Genomic DNA, 20,208 nt, shown 5'->3' with positions numbered 1-20,208 from the left:
CTTTGAAAGAAACCGAACCGGAAAAATGCAATTTTTCCGCAGCCTAGCCCATGGGGTTTCGGTATCCGGCAGCATAGGCGCCAGTCAGGTGGTGGTCCAGTTGCCGTTCTATGTCGCCCAACAAAGACGATGCACCGAACCGGAACAGATCGGGTTGAAGCCAGCGGTCGCCAAGTTCTTCCTTGATCAGGGCAAGATACGTGATCGCGTCCTTGGCCTTTGAAATGCCACCTGCGGGTTTATAGCCCACACGGTATCCTGTGCGATCAAAGTAGTCGCGGATTGCACGCAGCATCACCAGCGTGACCGGCAAAGTTGCATTGACATTTTCCTTACCCGTGGACGTCTTGATGAAATCGGCCCCCGCCATCATGCACACAAGTGACGCACGCGCCACATTGCGCAAGCTGCCAAGCTCACCCGTTGCCAAGATGGCTTTTACATGCGCATCACCGCAAGCGTCCCGCATTTGCTTCATTTCATCATAAAGCGCGTGCCAGTTGCCTGTCAGCACATGTCTGCGCGAAATGACAATGTCGATTTCATGGGCACCGGCTGCCACGCTTTCCTTGATCTCTTGCAGGCGCAGATGAAACGGGGAAAGCCCTGCTGGAAAGCCTGTCGATACGGCAGCAACCGGAATGCCCGTGCCTTGCAACGCCTGCACCGCGGCGGGGATCATCTCGTGATAGACACAAACCGCGCCAGTCGTTAGCCCGTCCATTCCCAAGGCTTGCAGAACTTCGGCCCGCACAGGGTGTTTTGCTTTTGCGCACAAACGCCCCACACGCATTTCAGTGTCGTCGCCCGACAAGGTTGTCAGGTCGATGCAACTGACAGCTTTCAGCAACCAAGCGGCCTGATGTGTTTTTTTCACGGACCGTCGCGCGGGCAATGCCGCACAGCGCCGTTCAATCGCAGAGGTGTTGGCTTGCACCCGTGCCACCCAATCCAGATCCAGCGCCATCCCCGGATTGCGCGGTTCTGTCACTTGCGGCAATTGCGCGGTGTGGGTTTGCGTCTGGGCGTGTTCTGATGTGGTCAAAGCCATGGATGGCACCTTTTCCCTTCAGGGTTTGCGGGCGAAACGATCTCTCTCAGGTGGCATGCGTCACCTTCAAGTGCAAGGCGTTGCATAAAAACGCAGCGCGACGTCAGCGGATTTACCCGAAAAGCGCCGCCTGCACAAAATTTGCACAACTGCCCCCCAAACCTTACGCAACCCGCCTGTCATGTCATCCCTCAAAGACGGATCAAAATAGGACAGGGACATGAAATCATTCGCCATAAGAGGTGTGCCACATACCATGCAACAAGACGGTTGGTGGTTGTCGAGCGGCCCAAAGGAACAAAAAACCGACGGCGCGATCATAAACAATGCAAAATTCGGGGGGTGGTCGCGTCTGTTGCTGCTTTTGGTGCTGATCGCCCTTGGAGACATGCTGTTTTGGAAGGTCACGCCCGGGGTGTCGCTGGCAGCCTTTGCCGTAATTCTGGTTCTGGCCGCGCTGTCCCTGATCCAGCCCGCTTTGTCAAAACGTCGGTTGGCGATCATTGGCATGGGCACTGTGTTGGCTGTTTTGCCAGTCATTGAGCTGGTTCAACCCTTGTCGGTGTTGATCCTGGTTGTTGGTGTGTCAGCTGTTCTCAGCATCGCAGCCGGGGTGCCATGGCACCGCGTGCAGACCGCCACACTGCGGTTTTGGGTTGTGGGCTTCGGACAAACGACACGGGATGTATCGCGTGGCGCCGCACGTGTCAGCGCCCCGAAATGGAGCACGACCCGTGCCCGGGCCTTTGCGATTGGATGGGCGCTGCCTATCGGCTTTGGTTTGTTGTTTTTGGTTCTGTTTGCACGGGCCAATCCGCTTTTGTCCGACGTGATTGAGGCGCTTGTACCAAACAGACTGCCGGATCTTGATGTGTGGCGCTGGGCGCTTTGGCTGACTGTGGCGGGGATTGCATGGCCTTGCCTGATCCTGTGGCGGCTGAAGGAACAACTGCGCCGCGATGGGGCTGCAAATATTGCACTGCCAACGTCGAAATTGATCAACGGCCAAGCCGTTTTGCGGTCCTTGTTGATCTTTAATCTGATGTTTGCGGTTCAGACCGTCACCGATGTCGTGGTTCTGGCCGGGGGCGCTTTGCCCGAAGGCATGAGCTATGCGACCTATGCGCACCGCGGCGCCTACCCTTTGCTGATCACGGCGCTTCTTGCAGGCATCTTCACTATGATCGCCCGACCCTTTGCGAAAGACATTCCGCTGGTGCGTGTGCTTTTGTTGGTGTGGACGCTGCAAACGCTGGCTTTGGTTCTGGGATCGGCAGTGCGTCTGGACGCATATGTCGACGTTTATGGATTGACCCGTTTGCGATTGGCCGCCGCCGTCTGGATGGCGCTTGTCGCTGCAGGCCTATGCGTCGTGTGGGTGCAGGTGTGGCGGGACGAGGTCGCGGCATGGATGTTGGTGCGGGTTGGTGTTCTGGGAATTTGCGTGTTGTACGGCGCATCATTGATAAGCTTTGATCGGGTCATTGCGACCCACAACATGATCCACGATGTCAAATTGGACGACTTCTATTTGTGCACTTTGAGTGAGGCCGCCGCCCCCGTTATTGCACGGTACGTGTTGCGTCAAAGAATGGACCCATGCCCGGACATAGTCATGTCTGCGATGCGTGTGGCGCAGCCCCGCGACATTCGGGAATGGGGCTTTCGGAATTGGCGGGTGCGCCGTAGTCTGGCCGCGAATGCACCTGAAGGCCTGTTACAATGACCCATTCCATTCTGATCGTGGATGATGATCCGGAAATCCGCCAAGTGGTGCGCATCGGCCTGACCCAAGCGGGCCACACCGTAGAAGAGGCCGGCGACGGGGCCGAAGGGCTGGCCAAAGCGCAATCTGGTCGCTTTGATCTTGTGGTGCTGGATATTGGGCTGCCGCGCATGGACGGCCTTGAGGTCTGCCGCACCCTGCGTCAAACCCGCACCACGCCGATCCTGTTTCTAACGGCGCGAAACGATGAAATTGACCGGGTTCTGGGGTTCGAGCTGGGCGGCGACGACTATGTTGTCAAACCGTTTTCGCCACGCGAATTGTCGGCACGCGTGAAAGCCATACTGAAACGCAGTGGCGCGGTTGCTTCTGTGACCGAAGTGCCAAAAGGGGTGCAGCGCGGTTGCTTGACGCTGGATGCGGATCGGCACTTGTGTGCGGTCGCGGGTGTGCCTGTCGCGTTGACGGCGCGGGAAATGGCGCTGCTGGCCCATCTTATGGCCCATCCTGACCATGTGTCGGCACGGCCTGCTTTGACGGATGCGATGTATGGCGTGAACATCCATGTCAGTGACCGTACAGTTGACAGCCACTTGCGCAATCTGAGGGCCAAATTGTCCGCAGCCGGATGTGCGGATGCAATTGAAACGGTACATGGCGTTGGCGTGCGGATGGGTCCATGCAGCGAATAACACGCAAATGGCGCCCCCCTTTGGCACTGGTGATTGGTGGCGGCCTTGCGGGGGTGCTGATGACCCCTTTGGTCGCAATCGTGTACTACCGTGTTTTTGGCAATATCATGAGCGCCAAGGAAGTGGCCCTTTTGGTGACGCTTATTGCGGTGGTGGCGACAAGTATTCTGGGCTTTTTGCTGTGGCGTTTGGTGCTGCGCCCTGTTTATGCGCTGACACGGCACGCCGGCGCGTTAAAAACCGGACGACGCGACAGCGCTGTCCCCGAACATTTCGGCACGCCTGAATTTCACGCTTTGGGAAAAAGCATCATGGATATGGGCGAAACCCTCCACAATCGTGCGGAATCCATGCGTGCGTATGCCGACCACGTGACACATGAATTGAAATCGCCACTGACCAGCATCCAAGGGGCTGCCGAGCTTTTGGATGACGCATCGTTGCCTGAACCAGACCGCGCGGCTTTGACGGCGACTTTGATCACATCCAGCAAACGCATGGCGGCTTTGCTGGATGATTTGCGGCACCATGCCAAAGCGAGCCAGCAGGCCGGCCCCGGAGAGGCCGTTTTGCAAGATGTGTTGCCGGTGATACCGGGTTTGGACATTCGCATAGAAGGGGCTGATCCGGTGCCGATGCCTTTGGATGATCTCAGTGCGGTTCTGGTGCAGCTGGCGCAAAACGCGGCGGCGCATGGAGCAGATACGCTGGATATCTTGTGGGAAGGCGGACATATGGTCTTGGCGGACAATGGCCGCGGCATTGCGCAAGGCGACCGCGCCCGCGTGTTTGATCCGTTCTTCACAACACGGCGGCCTGATGGGGGCACAGGCATGGGGCTGAGTATCGTGCGCAGTTTGATCGGGGCGCATGGTGGGCGTATTGAAGTTTTGTCGCCAGAAAACGGTGCCTCTTTTTTAATCACATTTGACTGACCTTTCGGGCGCACACCGCAGTGTGAATGAGAATCGTTCGCAAAAACTTGACAATTTGCAAATGACTCGCATATTCATTCCAAGTAGCCTTGGAGGTCACATGCACACCCGTCGCCAGTTTCTAGCCGCATCAACTGCAGCAATCACTGCCTTCTCAACCACGTCTGCCTATGCTGCAGGGCCGTTGTCAGTTGTTGCGACGACAGGAATGATTGCGGATGCTGTGCGTCGGATCGGGGGGGATGCAGTGACTGTGAAAGCCCTGATGGGCCCCGGCGTTGACCCACATGCGTATCGTCAGACACGCAGCGATATTGCGGCCATGGCGCGGGCCGACTTGGTGTTGTGGCACGGGTTATACCTTGAAGCGCAAATGGAAGATTTCTTTGGTGATCTGGGTCGCAAGCGCATGGTGGTGCCGGTCGCAGAAGGTTTGCCAAAAGATCAATTGCTGGGCCACGACGATTACGAAAACCGTTTTGACCCCCACGTGTGGATGGACCCGTCCATGTGGATTGGCGTTGTTCAAGCTGTTGGCGAAGCTTTGGGGGAAGCCCGCCCTGATCTGGCGGGAACATTTAGTGCCAACGCAAACGGCTACATGGAAGAGCTAGAGATTCTAGCAGCTTATGGCACCGAAACTCTGGCTTTGGTGCCTGCAGAAAAACGTGTTTTGCTGAGCGCCCACGACGCCTTTGGCTATTTCGGGCGGGTCTACGGGTTTGAAGTGATCGGAATTCAGGGGATTTCCACGGAATCCGAAGCTGGTTTGAACCGCATCAGTGCGTTGGTTGATATGTTGGTGACGCGCAAACTGCCTGCCGCTTTTGTCGAAACGTCTGTGTCGGATCGCAATATTCGCGCGTTGATCGAAGGGGCGGCTGCGCAAGGCCATACCGTCAAAATCGGTGGCGAACTTTACAGCGATGCCATGGGGCCTGACGGGTCTTATGAAGGCACATACATTGGCATGATCGACCATAACGTGACGACGATCGCGGGCGCTTTGGGGGCCACGGTCGATCCCGGTGGGATGTCGGGAAAACTGGGACTGGAAAGCTGATATGAGCGTGGAACTTGCCACTTTGAACGGTCAACAAGCCGACCGCACCGCCCGCAACGACAGCCCTTTGGCTGTGCGGGGGCTGACGGTATCCTATGGTCAGAAACCTGCGGTTTTTTCGGTTGATATGACTGTACGCGCCGGTGCTATGACGGCGATTATCGGACCAAACGGTGCGGGCAAGTCGACGTTGCTAAAGGCTGCTTTGGGTATTTTGCAGCCCCTTGCCGGCACCGTCAGTGTTATGGGCAAAACGGTTGCCGATATGCGTGACAGCATCGCGTATGTCCCGCAGCGTGCCAGCGTTGATTGGGATTTCCCCACGCGCGTGATCGATGTGGTCATGATGGGGCTTTACGCCCAGTTGGGACTTTTGGGACGTGTGCGTCAAAAGCACCGCGATCAGGCGATGGCGTGTTTGACCCGCGTGGGCATGGCTGATTTCGCAAAGCGCCAGATCGGGCAATTGTCGGGCGGGCAACAACAAAGGGTCTTTCTGGCGCGTGCCCTTGTGCAAGATGCAGACTTGTACTTGTTGGATGAACCTTTCGCAGGGGTCGATGCTGCGACGGAAAAAGCCATCATTGATGTGCTGAAAAGCCTGCGCGACGCGGGTAAAACCGTTGTCGTTGTGCACCATGACCTGTCAACAGTAACCGATTACTTTGACGACGTGTTCCTGATCAACACCAAAGCGATTGCGCATGGGGCGGTCGAGACAACGTTTACACAAGAAAACCTGCAAACGACGTATGGTGGGCGTTTGGGCGGTGCACAAATGGACGCTTTGTCTGGCACTTTAGGGTAGTCATGATTTCGGACGCATTGTTATTGGGGCTTGGCTATAACGCCACGCTTGTGACGCTGGGCGCCATGCTGTTGGGTATGGCGGCTGGCGGCGGCGGCACGTTCTTGTTCTTGCGCAAACGCGCCCTTGTCAGTGATGCCGTGTCACACGCGACGCTGCCCGGTGTAGGGCTTGCGTTTATTATCATGGTGGCGCTTGGCGGTGACGGGCGGTCCTTGGTCGGGTTGCTATTGGGCGGTGCGGTGTCTGCGGGCATCGGTTTGTTGTGTGTCAGTTGGTTGTCCACACGCACGCGACTGGCCGAAGACGCGGCCATTGGGGCTGTATTGTCGGTGTTTTTCGGATTTGGCATCGTTATTTTGACCGTAATCCAATCCATGAGCGCGGGACGGCAAGCTGGTTTGGAAGGCTTCCTTTTGGGATCAACGGCGGGAATGTTGCGCACCGACGCGATTGTTCTGGCGGGATCGGCAGCGCTGACGTTGTTGTTGGTCTTGTTGCTGCGCAGGCCTTTGACGTTGGCGGCGTTTGATCCTGAGTACGCCAGCGCATCGGGCCGCAATGTGACCCGGATTGATTTGGCTATGATGGGCATCGTTTTGGCGGTGACTGTTGTGGGTTTGAAAATTGTGGGTCTGATCCTGATTGTGGCTTTGCTGATTATTCCGCCTGTCACAGCACGGTTCTGGACGGAACGCACCGATCATGTGGTGATGATTGCGGGGCTTGCAGGCGGAGCGTCCGGGTATGTTGGTGCCGCAACCTCTGCCGCGCTGCCGAATGTGCCGACGGGCCCTATCATAGTTCTGGCCAGCTTTGCGTTGTTTGCCTTGTCGCTTCTGTTTGCGCCTGGTCGCGGTGTTTTGTCTTCGTTTCTACGCCACCGGACGTTCCAGAAACGGGTGCATTTGCGGCAAGGATTGCTTGCGCTGGCCCAAAACCAACCCATTTACGAAGGGCTGACGATGCGTTTGTTGAAACGGGCCGGTCTGGTTTTGGCAGATGGCGTGCCCACGGACGCAGGTCAGGCGCGGGCGGCCAAGGCCATGCTGGACGAAGCGCGGTGGACGATTGTGCGCGGGGATCACAGCTATGAGGCCGCGGCGGTTTTGTATGATGGGCTGACAGATTTGGAAACGCTTTTGACCACGGATCAATTGCGCGACGTGGATGCGCAACTGGCGCGCCCGCAAGGGGTCGGGGCATGAGCGGCGCAGAGTTTGTCCCCCTGTCTCTGACCCCGATGCTGATCGGTATTTTTGTGGCCATGGCCTGTGCGCTACCGGGCAATTTCTTGTTGTTGCGCAGGCAGGCTTTGATCGGTGACGCGATCAGCCATGTGGTGTTGCCCGGGATCGTCGTCGCCTTCTTGCTGAGCGGTATGGTTGCGGCCCTTCCCATGTTGTTGGGTGCCGCGGCAGCGGCGATCATCTCGGTTGCCGCGATCGAAGCGATCCAACGGTTGGGCAAGATCGAACCAGGGGCCGCCATGGGGGTTGTGTTCACCACCATGTTCGCAGGCGGGGTGTTGCTTTTGGAACAGTCCGACACCAGCAGCGTGCATCTGGACGTGGAGCATGCCCTGTTTGGCAACTTGGAAAGTCTGATCTGGCTGGATGCTTTGGGATGGTCGTCGCTGCTGGATCTGGACGCACTTTCCGGGCTGCCGGTTGAGCTGCCGCGTATGGCAGGCACGCTTGTTCTGGTGGGGCTGTTTATCGGCGTATTCTGGCGGCCGCTGAAAATCTCGACCTTTGATGAAGGGTTCGCCCAGACCATTGGTATGCGCACACGGCCTTTGGGGTTGGCTTTGGTGGTGGTGTCCGCCATCGCTGCGGTGGCTGCATTTGATGCGGTAGGATCGATTATCGTGATTGCGATGTTCATATGCCCCCCCGCCGCGGCACGTATGATGACAAACCGGTTGGAAACCCAGGTGGCGTGGTCGATGTTGTTTGCGCTTTTGGCCGCGGTTTCGGGATATATTCTGGCAGGGTATGGGCCGCTTTGGCTGGGGTTTGATGCGTCGGTCAGTGCCGCAGGAATGATTGCGACAATGTCCGGTGTGCTTTTGGCGCTGGCCGCAATTTTGGGGCCGCATCGCAAACGCACGTGATGATCATGTCTTGCCAATAGACCGCTTTTCTGGCCCTGTTTGCTGAACCCAGATAGGAGAGCCTGCAATGAAAGACGACAATTTCCTTCGCGCCAACAACGCGCAACATTTGTGGCATCCGATGGGGCACCCCGGTGAAGCGAAAGCCAACGCTCCGACGATCATTGCGGGCGCAGACGGATCTGTCATCAAAGACATCGACGGACATGAAACTGTGGATGCGGTGGGCGGGCTGTGGTGCGTCAATCTTGGGTATTCAAACGATGTTGTGAAAGACGCCATTGCAAAACAGCTTTATGATTTGCCGTATTATTCAGCATTTGCAGGCACATCCAACCCAACTGCGATCGAAGCCTCTTATGCTGTGCGCGAATTCTTTGAAGCAGACGGCATGGGCCGCGTGTTTTTTACCTCTGGTGGGTCGGATTCGGTTGAAACGTGTCTGCGGTTGTCGCGCCAATATCACCGGATCAAAGGCGAACCGAACCGGACCAAATTCCTGTCCTTGAAAAAGGGGTATCACGGGACCCATTTTGGCGGCGCTTCGGTGAATGGAAACAACCGGTTCCGCATCAACTATGAACCGTTGATGCCGGGATGTTTTCACATGCCCAGCCCGTACACCTATCGCAATCCGTACAATGAAACGGATCCCGATGTGTTGGCCCAAAACATTGCAGCTGCCATGGAAGATGAAATTGCGTTTCAGGGCGCAGGCAGCATCGCCGCATTCATCATGGAGCCTATTCAGGGCGCGGGTGGTGTGATTGTTCCGGGGCAGCATTTCATGAAGCTGATGCGCGAAATTTGCGACCGCCACGGGATTTTGATGATTGCGGACGAAGTAATTACAGGCTTTGGACGGTCTGGCGATTGGTCCGGCAGCACCCACTTTGGCGTGCAGCCTGATATGATGTGTTGCGCAAAAGGGATCACTTCGGGGTACTTCCCGGTTGGCGCGGCCTTGATGTCGGAGGCTGTGGCAGAGGTGTTTGAAACATCTGGCGAAGACGGGGCGATTTTCCACGGCTACACCTATTCCGCGCATCCGGTTGGGGCAGCGGCTGTGACGGCCTGTCTGTCTGAAACCTTGCGTTTGGACACAAAGACAAATGCCGGTTTGCGGGGCACACAACTGTATGACGGGTGTGTCAAATTGATGGAGAAATACGATATCATCGGGGACGTCCGCGGCGGGCATGGGTTGATGACAGGGCTTGAACTGGTGTCGGACCGCGGTGCCAAAACCCCCATGGACATGGCCACGATGAAGCGCATTCATGCAGCGGCGTATGATGCGGGCGTTATGGTGCGTTTGGGCGGCAACAACATCCTGATGTCGCCGCCTTTGATCATTACCGAAGATGAAGTGAACCGTGTTCTGACAGGGTTGGATGCGGGCTTTGCGGCGGCGTAATCAGGTGCGGCAAGCCACACCTTACGACGTCTTTGCAGCCTTTTCAGCGCGTTAACCAAAACACCAGAAAGGCGGGCTAAACCCCGCCTTACCTTGCTGGTCGAATCGCGTCTTTGCATGCTACATATCGGGGCATGGCCGCAATTGACCCCAACATCAGCGAAAACCGCCCCGTTATCCGCCAGCTTGACGATGCTGCGATTAATCGCATCGCTGCAGGCGAAGTGGTCGAACGCCCTGCGTCGGCTGTTAAGGAATTGGTGGAAAACGCGATAGATGCCGGTGCAATGCGCATCACCATCGACGTGGCGGACGGTGGCAAAACCTTGATCCGCGTCACGGACGACGGCTGCGGCATTGCTGGTGATGATTTGCCCTTGGCATTGTCACGCCATGCGACCTCAAAGATCGATGGCTCTGACCTGTTGAACATCCACACTTTTGGCTTTCGGGGCGAAGCCTTGCCATCTTTGGGCGCTGTCGGGCGTTTGAATATCACCTCGCGTGTGCCCGGGGCCGCCGCCTACGAGATCAATGTCGAAGGTGGACATGTCGGCGACGTGCGACCTGCTGCCTTAAATGGCGGAACCGTGATCACCTTGCGGGATTTGTTTTATGCCACGCCTGCGCGGTTGAAGTTCCTGCGCACCGACCGCGCCGAATCCCAAGCCATCGGGGATGTGATCAAACGCCTTGCGATGGCCGAGCCATTTGTGCGCTTTGAGCTTCGCGATGTCAGCGGCGACGCCCCCCGCACGACCTTTCGCGCCGAAGCGGAAACAGGGGATATGTTCGACGCGCTGCATGGACGACTGGCCACGGTTTTGGGCCGCGAATTTGCAGACAACAGCCTGAAAATAGACGCAGAGCGTGAGGGGCTGCATCTGACAGGATACGCTGCGTTGCCGACCTATTCGCGTGGTTCAGCCGTGGCGCAGTACCTGTTCGTCAACGGTCGCCCGGTGCGTGACAAGTTGCTGGTGGGAGCGTTGCGCGGGGCCTATTTCGATTTTCTAAGCCGTGATCGTCACCCGGCGGCGGCCCTGTTTCTGGATTGCGATCCGACGCTTGTGGATGTGAATGTGCACCCGGCCAAATCCGAGGTCCGCTTTCGTGATCCGGGACTGGCGCGTGGATTGATCGTGTCCGCGCTGCGGCATGCGCTGGCAGATGCTGGGCATCGCGCGTCGACCACTGTTGCGGGTGCCACTTTGGGGGCCATGACACCAGAGACCACGGCCGGGCGCGTGTATCAGATGGACCGTCCCCACGTTGGGTCGCGTGTCACTCCCCGCGAGACGCAAGCGCCCGGTTTTGCAGAGATGCGACAAGATTACAGCGGTCAGGTTATGGCCCCTGAACCTGTGCCAGATGAGGCGCCCCAAGACCTGCCGTTGGGCACGGCACGTGGGCAAGTCCACGAAAACTATATTATCGCCCAAACCGCACATGGCATGGTTATCGTCGATCAACATGCGGCGCATGAGCGGTTGGTTTATGAAAAACTGAAACACCAGATGGCGGAAAACGGTGTTGCAACCCAAGGGCTTTTGATCCCTGAAATCGTTGAGCTGTCCGAAGGCGACTGCGCCCGATTGCTGGACGTTGCTGATGATTTGGCGCGCTTTGGATTGGGGATTGAACCCTTCGGTGGCGGCGCGATTGCCGTACGCGAAACGCCTGCAATATTGGGCGAGGTCAACGCGCGGGCGATGATTTTGGATATTCTCGATGAATTGGCGGATCAAGGCAGCTCAAACATGGTGCAGGCTAAGGTCGAAGCGATCCTAAGCCGGGTGGCCTGCCATGGGTCGATCCGGTCTGGCCGCTGGATGCGGGCCGAGGAAATGAATGCGTTGTTACGTGAAATGGAAGCCACCCCGCATTCCGGTCAATGCAACCACGGACGCCCCACCTATGTGGAGCTGAAATTGGCAGACATCGAACGGCTATTCGGGCGCACATGATTGAAATTGCGGGATACGCTATCAGCCTTTCTGACGGTGTGATCTGGGCTGTGTTGGCCATTCCAGTCCTTATTGTGGTTTTGCTTGTTATGGCGGTGGCCGCGGCAAGACGCTCTGCCCGGGCGGCAGAGCCTTTGGCACAGCAGTTGGGCTATCTGGGGCAACATGTGCAGCAGTTGTCTATGGGGCAAGCCCAGTTGCAAGGGGGCTTGCAAACGGTGTCTGACACCCAAGCCAACGCGCAGACGCAAGTGATCCAAACCATGGAAGCGCGCTTGGCTACGGTTCAGCAGCAGATGACGGACCGTCTGGCGGAAAATGCACTGAAATCGGCAAATTCCTTGGCCGAGATGCAAGAACGGATGAACGAAACCCTGCATGGGTCGTCAAAGCAAACGACCACCAGCCTGACGCAGTTGCAAGAACGGTTGGCCGCGATCGACAAGGCACAAGACAACATCACCAAATTGTCCGGGGATGTTCTGAGCCTGCAAGACATCCTAAGCAACAAACAAACACGTGGTGCTTTTGGGGAAATTCAACTGAACGATATTGTCGGCAAGGCGCTGCCCAGCGACAGCTATTCGTTGCAAACGACGCTCAGCAACGGAAAGCGGGCGGATTGCTTGATCAAGCTGCCGAACCCGCCGGGGCCCATCGTGATCGACAGCAAATTCCCTCTCGATGCTTACGAGGCCATGCGCAAAGCAAAGACTGACTTTGATCTTAAACAAGCGGTCGTGCGGTTCAAAACCGATGTCAGAAAACACATTTCGGACATTTCCGAGAAATACATCATCGATGGCGAAACAGCGGATGGGGCATTGATGTTTTTGCCTTCGGAAGCCGTTTATGCAGAGCTGCACGCGAATTTCCCTGATCTGGTGCGGGCCGGATTTGACGCGCGGGTCTGGATCGTGTCGCCCACGACATGCATGGCCACGCTGAACACGATGCGTGCGATCTTGAAAGATGCCCGCATGAAAGAACAGGCAGGCGCCATTCGCACAACTTTGAAACACCTGCACCGTGACGTAGAAATTGTGGTGGAACGTGTGAACAAGCTGAACACACATTTCGGTCAGGCGCGTGCTGATCTGGACGGGATTTCCACGGCGGCGGAACGGGCGGGTAAACGGGCCGCCAAACTTGATAACTTTGATTTCGAAGAGCTTGAAACCGCGCCTGCAAATGTGGTTTCATTGACGCAAGGCGACGCGTAACACGGGTAAGGAGACGGGCATGGACCAGATGGAAATGATGGGAAAATACTGGGCTGATCCCGATGTTTTGATTGTGCCAGCTGGCGAAACCGACCAAATTATTGAATGGCTCAAGGGGCAAACACCGGACACATGGCACCAAGTCGTCATGAGGTGGAATTACGATTACGGCGACAAGGTGCTGGCGTGGATACTGGATCAGGACGCGTGTGATCGCGGAACTGCGGCGCGTGTCTTTTTGGTCGAAGGGTGCGGACATTGGTTGTGGGAAGCCCTAAGCGAAAAAGGCGCCCAGCCCGATCCGTCCCATGTGTGCCGTGTCGTGTTGCGCAACTGGCACCGCTACAAGACAGGCGAATTTAGCGGCCACTACGACGATGGTGTGCCCGAAGCCCTGCTAGACCTTGCCGCCAAGAATGGTGAAAGCAGCGAATGCGCGGGCACCCCCTACAAAGAGATTTTGGCCTATGAAGGCCGCCGCGCACCCAATTCCAAATACGAATCCGAAGACGGGAAAATCGTCATTTCCATGGATTATTGGATGAAAGAAAAAGGCTACTCTTAACGCGTCACCCAAGATCGGGGCCCATCGCTTTGGCCTGTTCCGTCAACGCCTGCATTGCTTGAATATAGGGGGCGGGACCATGGCTGATGCGGGCCACACCAAGTGCTGCAAGCGTTGCGATTGAATGGGTGTCGTCGCCGCGCATGACATTGACAGGCAGGGGGCTGGCGGCACAAATCTTTTCAATCAGGGCAGGGTCCGTGACGCCTGGCACAAAGAACCCGTCAGCCCCTGCATCGGCATAGGCCTGTGCGCGGTCGATCAGGTCTGGCAAGCGCGCCATCTGAGTTTCAAGATTACTGCCATCAAACATCAAATCGCAGCGCGCGTTGATAAACAGGTTTTGTTCCACGCCGCGCAATCCTTTGATTTTGGACGCTTGAGCCTCGCGTGTTTGAAGCGTTTTGTCACCGATGATGCGGTCTTCGAAATTGATGCCAATCGCGCCGGCCGCAACCAATCTTTGCAGGTTTTCAAACAGCCCTTTGTCTGTTTGCGCGAAACCGGCTTCAAAATCGACAGTCAGCGGCAAGCTGATGGCGTCACTGATTTGAATGACAGTATCAAGGAATCGCGCAAACGGCATGTTTTGCCCGTCTTCATATCCTTGGGCCTTGGCCACGGCCCAACTGCCTGTTGCGATGGCCAGCGGGTTAGCCTTGGCCACGGCCACTGCGCTGCCTGCGTCCCAAATATTGCAAAGAACCAAGGGCCGTCCCGGAACGTGCATGGCTTTGAAATCAGTCATAGATATTGCCTTTCAAGGTCGATGAGTTTTCGTTTCCGCCACACGCCGCCACCATATCCGGTCAGCGCCCCGTCAGTGCCAATCACACGGTGGCAGGGGATTAAAATTGCGATCTGATTTGCGCCGTTGGCCCGTGCCACAGCCCGCGTCGCGGTGGGGCGCTGTATGGTTTCAGCCAAAGCGGCATAGCTTCGGGTGTGCCCCGCCGGAATGGTTTGCAGCGCCTGCCAGACGTCTTTGGTGAAGGGGGTGCCGTGAAGCGCCAAGGGTGTTGTGAATGTAGCGTTTTGCCCGTCAAAGTAAGATTGCAACTCTTGTTTGACCTGTTCCAAGGGCGGGGTGCTGCCGATCGCGACACCGGATTTTGTGGATGTCACAAGACGCTTAAGCTCGGCCGGTAGTGCCTTGCGATCGGCAAATTCCAACAGATGCAAATGCGTGTTGTCCGCGACGCCAATCATGGGGCCGAGTACTGTTTGAAACCAATCGGCTTTCAGCAGCGCCGATTTTTGAAACCCGCCGGGGGGCAGGCCGATCATCGCGGCGAAGGCTTTGCGAAAAGCAGACGGGCTGTCAAAGCCCGCTTCCAATTGGGCGTCGATGACGCGGCCACCGTCCGCCAATGTGGTGAAGCCTGCCTGCAGTCGACGTGCGCGGGCAAGATCAAGAAAAGTCGTGCCAAAATGCCGCTTAAAGGCGCGCCGAATGGTGGAAGGATCATGCCCAAGTGCCTTCACATCAGCCTCGGACCAACGCCGCGTGGGGGCAGTGTCCAATCGTGTCAGCAAATCTTGCACTGCCGGATCGTCTGGCACCAAAGCGTGCATGGGATGGCACCGCTTACAGGGACGAAAGCCCGCGTCGATGCAGGCGGTCGGGCTGTCGTGGAAACTGCAGTTTTCGGCTTTGGGTTTGCGGGCAGGGCACGTCAGGCGGCAAAATACGCCAGTTGATCGCACGCCGACAAATGCCCGCCCGTCATAGGCGGGATCACGGGCAATCAATGCGTCATACAGAATGGCGTCTGAGGGAAGTGTAAACAGCATGAAAGAAGCCTAGACCAAGGGCCCAGGCTTCGCCGCCCCAAATCGGGCGTTTATTCACATTTTCTCAAACACGTTAGATGCGCAGGAACCTTTGGGCGATTTTCGGCAGCAAACCTTTGAATTCCAGCGGCGCATCTGTCACGGCCAGACAGATACAGTCTTCGTGAATGTCGGCCACAGGCGTGTGGAAGTGATCGCTGTCTGCCGTTTCGACATCACCGCGTGCAAAGTAATCATCATAGTCCTGAAAAGCCCCCTGCAGGACCATGGTCATTTCGGTGCCCTTATGCCCGTGGTCCGGCATCGCAGCCCCCGCGGGAATGAACAAAAGCCGCGCAGAGGCGTCTTTGGAGGTCGGCAGAATAGCCTGCTTGACGCCAAGGCCAACCGGTTTCCAACGGATCTGATCCAAATCACCGCCGACGTAATCCTGTAGCGGTGCTGGCAACGTGCCTTTGGGGCGTGTGACTTTGATTTCGTCTGTGGGACCACCGGCGATCAGCGCCATGGTGGCGGCGAATGATGCCGTATCCATGGCGATGTCGGCATCTGGCGTGTCCAGGACTTCGCCGCCGACGGCGTCGAAGCTTGCCAGATGCGCATGGCAGGTATCACACAAAGACAGATGCGTGGCGACCATCAGGTTGAAGGCCTCTGGAAGGGTGCCTGCGGAATAAGCCATCAGGATGTCGTCGGTCAGGTGGTGTTTGATGTCACTCATCGTTTTAACCATTCATTTCAGTACGTGGCGCAAGCGTTCCAGCGCCAACCTAATTCGCGATTTGATCGTGCCAAGGGGCAGACCGGTTTCAGCGGCGATTTCACTGTGGGATAAATCCCCGAAATACGCCTTTTGTATTAAGTCCCGCTGTGCTGCGGGCAGGTCGGCCAAGGCGCGACCCAGTAATTCGCTTTCTTGCTGCAACGCCAAAACGTCGGCCTGATCAGGTTCCTCTTCGGGACCCCATGTCAATTCCTCAGGCTCTGGTCGGCGCTGTTTGCGCAGCACGTCGATCTTGCGGTTCCGGGCAATGGTGAAAATCCATGTTGCCACGGACGCCCGGCTTGGGTCGAACATATGCGCTTTGTGCCAACAGGTCGCCATGACCTCTTGGGCGCATTCTTCAGCCAACGATGCGTCTGCCCCCGACTTGATCAGGAACCCTTTCACGCGGGGCGCAAAATGGGCGTAAAGCTCGGCAAAAGCCGCCTTGTCCTGATTGTCGCGGATGCGGGTCAAGTGTGAGACCCACAACAAACGCTTTTTTGTTTTGTCTTCGTTGTTCACACGCACTTCGCCTGTCACAGCCCCACGGGCCATTGGTCGATAGGATGACGGTGTAGGTTCCGCCATCAATGAAGTTTGTAAACCCGCTAACATGACAAGGATACGAGGCCCACAGTCAATTGGATCACATATAGATCTTTGCGTTTTTTTGCATCCATTCGTGGCGCTGATGCGTACATCTATGTAAATCTGAATAGACACATTGCCCCAGCGCGGAAGAAAGACCAACTGAATGCCCTTTGAAAATGCCCCGATCGCCCCTAAGCCGCACCGCCGCAAAGTTGCTGTTGTAGGCGCTGGTATTTCCGGCATGGGCGCGGCTTATATGCTAAGCGAAACGGCAGACGTGACGCTGTTCGAGGCCGAAGATCGCATAGGTGGACATGCCCGCACTCGCATGGCGGGGCCGAATATGGACCAACCCGTCGATACCGGCTTCATCGTTTTCAACTATGCCAACTATCCGCACATGGCGCAGCTTTTTGATGAACTTGGTGTGCCGGTTGTGAAAAGCAACATGAGCTTTGGGGCGTCTATCGGAGGCGGTCGGTTCGAATACGCATTGGCCAGTCTGAACGGTCTGTTTGCGCAACGCAAAAATGCGCTGAATCCAAAGTTTCTGGGGATGATCCGCGACATTTTCAAGTTTAACAAAAATGCTTTGCGCGTCGCACAAGACCGTAGCCTAAGCGTCGGAGACTTTCTGAAAGTCTTGGGCACAGGCGATTACTTTCGCGACTATTACCTGCTGCCGCTGTCTGGCGCCATCTGGTCGACACCGACCCAGAAGATTATGGACTTTCCTGCGCACGCGATGATCCAGTTCTTTGAAAACCACGCATTGCTGGGCGCCACGGGGCAACATCAGTGGTACACTGTTGAAGGTGGCTCCATCGAATATGTGCGCCGCCTTGAAGCCGCTATGTTGGGTCGCGGTGTCGACATTCAACTGTCTGCCCCCATTCAATCTGTGCAGCGCACCGAAGCCGGTGTGCGCATCAAAGCGCAGGGCGTCGACTGGGCTGAGTTCGACGATGTGGTGTTTGCCACCCATTCCGACGATACATTGGCAATACTAGGTGATGACGCAGGTGCAGGCGAACGTGCGGCGCTGGGTGCAATCAAATACCAGCCAAACGACATCGTTTTGCATTCCGACGAAAGCATCATGCCACACCGCCGGGCCACTTGGTCGTCTTGGGTCTACACCGAAGACGCGACTGTGCAGGACGATACCATTGATCTGACATACTGGATGAATTCGCTACAACCCATCAAGCTGGATCAGAACTTTTTTGTGACGCTCAACACCAAACGGCACATCGATCCCGATTTGATCTATGACCAAGTGACCTTGCGCCATCCGGTTTACGATGCAGCGGCATTGGCAGCGCAAGACGCTGTGCGTACCATGAACGGTGACAACAACACATGGTTTTGTGGGGCTTGGATGCGGCATGGATTTCACGAAGACGGCTTGGACAGCGCGGTGAACGTGGTCCGTGCCATACAAGCCCGCGATACGTTGGCTTTGGCGGCCGAGTGATCCGCGGCATCGATCATATTTCCGGCCAGACGTTTCATGGCCGCAAAGGGGGCGTGGACAACGCGTTTCGCTATTCCATTGACTATGTGTTGCTGGATGCAGAGGCGGCGGTGGATACGCCATCCTTGTTCAAGCGCAACGCGCGTGGCGTTGCAGGTCTTCATGACAGCGATCATGGCGGCTCACCCAAACAGGGGCGTGGGGCGTTGTGGGTGCGTGATGTGCTGGAAGCGCACCAGATCAGTGGTGTCGCCCGTATCGAGCTTTTGACCCAGCCCCGTTTCCTTGGGCACGTGTTCAATCCGGTAAGCTTCTGGCTGTGTCGTCGTGGGCAAGACGACGCGCTGATTGCGGTGATCGCGGAAGTGACCAACACCTTTGGCGTGCGTCATTCTTATTTGGTGCATCACCCTGATATGCGTCCGATTGCCCCTGAAGACCGGCTGGGGGCTGTTAAAACCCTGCATGTGTCGCCCTTTCAGCCTGTTGAAGGCGGGTATGAATTCCGCTTCGATATCACAGATGATCGCATCGGCATTTGGATCGACTATTCGCGTGCGGGCGGCGGTTTGATTGCCACGCTGACAGGCAAACGCCGCCCCATGTCCAACGCCAGCATTTTGCGTGCTGTGCTGCGTCGTCCCTTTGGGTCGCGCCGTGTTCTGGCGCTGATCCATTGGCAAGCCATCAAGCTTTGGGTGAAAAAAGCAACCTTCAGGCGGTCTCCGGAACCACCGAAACAAGAGGTGTCGCGGGGATGACCTCAACCTCTGATCATGTCACGGAACGCAGCCCGCTGCGCTTGCCGTCTTACGCTGTGTTTGCGGCGCTTTTGGCGGCGGCGGGATTGCCGATTTATATCCATGCGCCGAAGTTCTATGTCGATGAATATGGCGTGTCTTTGGCCGCTTTGGGGGCCGTTCTGTTCGGCCTGCGCTTGCTGGATGTTGTGCAAGACCCGCTGTTCGGGCGGTTGTCAGAAAAACTGCGTGACCGGCGCGACCTGGCCGTTGGGATTGGCTGCGCGGTGATGGGTGGTGCGATGGTTGGACTGTTCGCGGTCACGCCGCCGATTGCGCCGCTGATCTGGTTCGGTTTGATGCTGACGCTGGTGTTTTCGGGGTTCTCCTTTCTGACCATAAATTTCTATGCGCAAGGCGTCATTAAAGCCGGCCAACTGGGGGGCAACGGACACTTACGTTTGGCGCGGTGGCGCGAAACCGGTGCTTTGCTGGGGGTGTGTGCCGCCGCGATTGCCCCTGTTGTGTTGGGTGGCGTGATTGGCGCCCCCTTCGCGGGATTTGCAGTGGGATTTGCGGTTTGGGCGGTGTTGTCTGTGGTGATGATGCAGCACGAATGGGATTCCGGCACCGCCGCGCGATCATCGGGATTTCGTGTGGTGTTGCAAGACACTGTGGCACGGCGGTTGTTGCTGATCGCAATGGTGAATGCCGCACCTGTCGCTGTCAGTTCCACGCTATTTTTGTTCTTTGTGGAAAGCCGGTTGAATGCGCCGGGGCTGGAAGGGCCTTTGTTGCTGTTGTTTTTCCTGTCGGCCGCACTGGCATCCCCGATCTGGAGTTTTCTGGCGGAACGGATCGGGGCAAAGCAGGCGTTGCTGTTTTCGATGGTCGTGTCGATCGTGTCGCTGGGATGTGCGATGTTTCTGGGCGCGGGTGATTGGCCTTATTTTGCAGTGATTTGCGTTGTGTCGGGGGCAGCCCTTGGGGCAGATTTGACGCTTTTGCCTGCGATCTTTTCCAAACGAATGGCCAAGATTTCGCCCTCTGCCGCCGAAGGCTTCGGGCTTTGGGCGTTTGTATCAAAATTCACCTTGGCCTTCGCCGCTGTCACCCTTTTGCCAGCGCTTGACGCGGTGGGGTTTCAAAGCGGTACGACGGACAATTCAACGCAAGCCCTTGGTTTGCTTTCCCTTCTTTATGCGGCTGTGCCCTGTGCGCTTAAGGCTGTCGCAGTGCTGCTTTTGGCAGCCACCAACCTTGAGGAGACCTGACAG

19 protein-coding genes are annotated in these 20,208 nt (G+C 56.8%); 14 read left to right on the top strand and 5 right to left on the bottom strand.

Annotated elements, in window-relative coordinates:
- Positions 1 to 43: 43 nt before the first annotated feature.
- Positions 44 to 1,051 (bottom strand): deoxyribose-phosphate aldolase, encoded by a 1,008-nt coding sequence (gene deoC, locus ABJL60_RS16170; RefSeq protein ID WP_348374614.1) that lies wholly within the window; start codon positions 1,049 to 1,051, stop codon positions 44 to 46.
- Between the two features lie 220 nt (positions 1,052 to 1,271).
- Here deoC and ABJL60_RS16165 point away from each other — a divergent pair, with 220 nt between their 5' ends.
- The 11 genes from ABJL60_RS16165 to ABJL60_RS16115 all read left to right on the top strand — a co-directional run bounded on the left by ABJL60_RS16165 (position 1,272) and on the right by ABJL60_RS16115 (position 13,563).
- The gene (locus ABJL60_RS16165) at positions 1,272 to 2,777 is read left to right on the top strand and encodes a DUF4173 domain-containing protein (RefSeq protein ID WP_348374613.1); all 1,506 of its coding nucleotides are present in this window, start codon (positions 1,272 to 1,274) and stop codon (positions 2,775 to 2,777) included.
- Positions 2,774 to 3,469 carry a response regulator transcription factor gene (locus ABJL60_RS16160; protein ID WP_348374612.1) on the top strand — a complete coding sequence of 232 codons (696 nt, stop codon included), beginning with the start codon at positions 2,774 to 2,776 and terminating at the stop codon, positions 3,467 to 3,469. Before ABJL60_RS16165 ends, ABJL60_RS16160 begins: the two co-directional genes overlap by 4 nt.
- Positions 3,457 to 4,404 (top strand): HAMP domain-containing sensor histidine kinase, encoded by a 948-nt coding sequence (locus ABJL60_RS16155; RefSeq protein WP_348374611.1) that lies wholly within the window; start codon positions 3,457 to 3,459, stop codon positions 4,402 to 4,404. The genes ABJL60_RS16160 and ABJL60_RS16155 overlap by 13 nt, the downstream gene beginning before the upstream one ends.
- Positions 4,405 to 4,504: 100 nt before the next feature.
- A complete protein-coding gene (locus ABJL60_RS16150) occupies positions 4,505 to 5,467 on the top strand; it encodes a zinc ABC transporter substrate-binding protein (protein WP_348374610.1) in 963 nt (320 codons plus the stop codon).
- Between the two features lies 1 nt (position 5,468).
- Positions 5,469 to 6,275 carry a metal ABC transporter ATP-binding protein gene (locus tag ABJL60_RS16145; RefSeq protein WP_348290872.1) on the top strand — a complete coding sequence of 269 codons (807 nt, stop codon included), beginning with the start codon at positions 5,469 to 5,471 and terminating at the stop codon, positions 6,273 to 6,275.
- Between the two features lie 2 nt (positions 6,276 to 6,277).
- Positions 6,278 to 7,483 (top strand): metal ABC transporter permease, encoded by a 1,206-nt coding sequence (locus ABJL60_RS16140; RefSeq protein WP_348374609.1) that lies wholly within the window; start codon positions 6,278 to 6,280, stop codon positions 7,481 to 7,483.
- On the top strand, positions 7,480 to 8,391 hold the full coding sequence (locus tag ABJL60_RS16135; RefSeq protein ID WP_348290867.1) for a metal ABC transporter permease: 912 nt from the start codon (positions 7,480 to 7,482) through the stop codon (positions 8,389 to 8,391). Before ABJL60_RS16140 ends, ABJL60_RS16135 begins: the two co-directional genes overlap by 4 nt.
- A gap of 67 nt (positions 8,392 to 8,458) precedes the next feature.
- Positions 8,459 to 9,808: an aminotransferase class III-fold pyridoxal phosphate-dependent enzyme gene (locus ABJL60_RS16130; RefSeq protein WP_348374608.1), complete on the top strand. Its 1,350-nt coding sequence runs from the start codon at positions 8,459 to 8,461 to the stop codon at positions 9,806 to 9,808.
- 134 nt (positions 9,809 to 9,942) lie between these two features.
- The gene (gene mutL / locus ABJL60_RS16125; protein WP_348374607.1) at positions 9,943 to 11,775 is read left to right on the top strand and encodes a DNA mismatch repair endonuclease MutL; all 1,833 of its coding nucleotides are present in this window, start codon (positions 9,943 to 9,945) and stop codon (positions 11,773 to 11,775) included.
- On the top strand, positions 11,772 to 12,998 hold the full coding sequence (gene rmuC, locus ABJL60_RS16120; protein WP_348374606.1) for a DNA recombination protein RmuC: 1,227 nt from the start codon (positions 11,772 to 11,774) through the stop codon (positions 12,996 to 12,998). The genes mutL and rmuC overlap by 4 nt, the downstream gene beginning before the upstream one ends.
- A 19-nt stretch (positions 12,999 to 13,017) precedes the next feature.
- The gene (locus tag ABJL60_RS16115; protein ID WP_348374605.1) at positions 13,018 to 13,563 is read left to right on the top strand and encodes a DUF4274 domain-containing protein; all 546 of its coding nucleotides are present in this window, start codon (positions 13,018 to 13,020) and stop codon (positions 13,561 to 13,563) included.
- A gap of 4 nt (positions 13,564 to 13,567) precedes the next feature.
- On the opposite strand, the gene ABJL60_RS16110 is transcribed toward ABJL60_RS16115, so the two are convergent.
- From ABJL60_RS16110 to ABJL60_RS16095, 4 genes are all read right to left on the bottom strand, one after another.
- Positions 13,568 to 14,311 carry an isocitrate lyase/phosphoenolpyruvate mutase family protein gene (locus ABJL60_RS16110; RefSeq protein ID WP_348374604.1) on the bottom strand — a complete coding sequence of 248 codons (744 nt, stop codon included), beginning with the start codon at positions 14,309 to 14,311 and terminating at the stop codon, positions 13,568 to 13,570.
- A complete protein-coding gene (locus ABJL60_RS16105) occupies positions 14,308 to 15,357 on the bottom strand; it encodes a trifunctional transcriptional activator/DNA repair protein Ada/methylated-DNA--[protein]-cysteine S-methyltransferase (protein WP_348374603.1) in 1,050 nt (349 codons plus the stop codon). Before ABJL60_RS16105 ends, ABJL60_RS16110 begins: the two co-directional genes overlap by 4 nt.
- Positions 15,358 to 15,430: 73 nt before the next feature.
- Positions 15,431 to 16,078 carry a ChrR family anti-sigma-E factor gene (locus tag ABJL60_RS16100; RefSeq protein WP_348374602.1) on the bottom strand — a complete coding sequence of 216 codons (648 nt, stop codon included), beginning with the start codon at positions 16,076 to 16,078 and terminating at the stop codon, positions 15,431 to 15,433.
- A 12-nt stretch (positions 16,079 to 16,090) separates the two neighbouring features.
- Positions 16,091 to 16,678 carry a sigma-70 family RNA polymerase sigma factor gene (locus ABJL60_RS16095; RefSeq protein WP_348291186.1) on the bottom strand — a complete coding sequence of 196 codons (588 nt, stop codon included), beginning with the start codon at positions 16,676 to 16,678 and terminating at the stop codon, positions 16,091 to 16,093.
- A 199-nt stretch (positions 16,679 to 16,877) separates the two neighbouring features.
- On the opposite strand from ABJL60_RS16095, the gene ABJL60_RS16090 reads away from it, so the two are divergent.
- Genes ABJL60_RS16090 through ABJL60_RS16080 form a run of 3 tightly spaced genes read left to right on the top strand, consistent with a single transcriptional unit; the run spans position 16,878 to position 20,205 of the window.
- Positions 16,878 to 18,191 (top strand): FAD-dependent oxidoreductase, encoded by a 1,314-nt coding sequence (locus ABJL60_RS16090; RefSeq protein WP_348374601.1) that lies wholly within the window; start codon positions 16,878 to 16,880, stop codon positions 18,189 to 18,191.
- The gene (locus tag ABJL60_RS16085) at positions 18,188 to 18,952 is read left to right on the top strand and encodes a DUF1365 domain-containing protein (RefSeq protein ID WP_348374600.1); all 765 of its coding nucleotides are present in this window, start codon (positions 18,188 to 18,190) and stop codon (positions 18,950 to 18,952) included. Before ABJL60_RS16090 ends, ABJL60_RS16085 begins: the two co-directional genes overlap by 4 nt.
- Positions 18,949 to 20,205 (top strand): MFS transporter, encoded by a 1,257-nt coding sequence (locus ABJL60_RS16080; RefSeq protein WP_348374599.1) that lies wholly within the window; start codon positions 18,949 to 18,951, stop codon positions 20,203 to 20,205. The genes ABJL60_RS16085 and ABJL60_RS16080 overlap by 4 nt, the downstream gene beginning before the upstream one ends.
- The last annotated feature ends 3 nt before the right edge of the window (positions 20,206 to 20,208 follow it).

This window comes from Ascidiaceihabitans sp. (genome assembly GCF_039986515.1).
Taxonomy (GTDB): domain Bacteria; phylum Pseudomonadota; class Alphaproteobacteria; order Rhodobacterales; family Rhodobacteraceae; genus Ascidiaceihabitans.
Note: the sequence above shows the minus strand (reverse complement) of the source record. Positions and strands in the feature narration are given on the sequence as shown.

Bases quoted from the DNA above. Each gene is read 5' to 3' on its own strand.
- ABJL60_RS16160 (WP_348374612.1), top strand. From the start codon at position 2,774: ATGACCCATTCCATTCTGATCGTGGATGATGATCCGGAAATCCGCCAA.
- ABJL60_RS16165 (WP_348374613.1), top strand. From the start codon at position 1,272: ATGAAATCATTCGCCATAAGAGGTGTGCCACATACCATGCAACAAGAC.
- ABJL60_RS16145 (WP_348290872.1), top strand. From the start codon at position 5,469: ATGAGCGTGGAACTTGCCACTTTGAACGGTCAACAAGCCGACCGCACC.
- ABJL60_RS16100 (WP_348374602.1), bottom strand. From the start codon at position 16,078: ATGAGTGACATCAAACACCACCTGACCGACGACATCCTGATGGCTTAT.
- ABJL60_RS16105 (WP_348374603.1), bottom strand. From the start codon at position 15,357: ATGCTGTTTACACTTCCCTCAGACGCCATTCTGTATGACGCATTGATT.
- mutL (WP_348374607.1), top strand. From the start codon at position 9,943: ATGGCCGCAATTGACCCCAACATCAGCGAAAACCGCCCCGTTATCCGC.
- rmuC (WP_348374606.1), top strand. From the start codon at position 11,772: ATGATTGAAATTGCGGGATACGCTATCAGCCTTTCTGACGGTGTGATC.
- ABJL60_RS16095 (WP_348291186.1), bottom strand. From the start codon at position 16,678: ATGGCCCGTGGGGCTGTGACAGGCGAAGTGCGTGTGAACAACGAAGAC.
- ABJL60_RS16130 (WP_348374608.1), top strand. From the start codon at position 8,459: ATGAAAGACGACAATTTCCTTCGCGCCAACAACGCGCAACATTTGTGG.
- ABJL60_RS16135 (WP_348290867.1), top strand. From the start codon at position 7,480: ATGAGCGGCGCAGAGTTTGTCCCCCTGTCTCTGACCCCGATGCTGATC.
- ABJL60_RS16090 (WP_348374601.1), top strand. From the start codon at position 16,878: ATGCCCTTTGAAAATGCCCCGATCGCCCCTAAGCCGCACCGCCGCAAA.
- deoC (WP_348374614.1), bottom strand. From the start codon at position 1,051: ATGGCTTTGACCACATCAGAACACGCCCAGACGCAAACCCACACCGCG.
- ABJL60_RS16115 (WP_348374605.1), top strand. From the start codon at position 13,018: ATGGACCAGATGGAAATGATGGGAAAATACTGGGCTGATCCCGATGTT.
- ABJL60_RS16080 (WP_348374599.1), top strand. From the start codon at position 18,949: ATGACCTCAACCTCTGATCATGTCACGGAACGCAGCCCGCTGCGCTTG.
- ABJL60_RS16140 (WP_348374609.1), top strand. From the start codon at position 6,278: ATGATTTCGGACGCATTGTTATTGGGGCTTGGCTATAACGCCACGCTT.
- ABJL60_RS16110 (WP_348374604.1), bottom strand. From the start codon at position 14,311: ATGACTGATTTCAAAGCCATGCACGTTCCGGGACGGCCCTTGGTTCTT.
- ABJL60_RS16150 (WP_348374610.1), top strand. From the start codon at position 4,505: ATGCACACCCGTCGCCAGTTTCTAGCCGCATCAACTGCAGCAATCACT.
- ABJL60_RS16155 (WP_348374611.1), top strand. From the start codon at position 3,457: ATGCAGCGAATAACACGCAAATGGCGCCCCCCTTTGGCACTGGTGATT.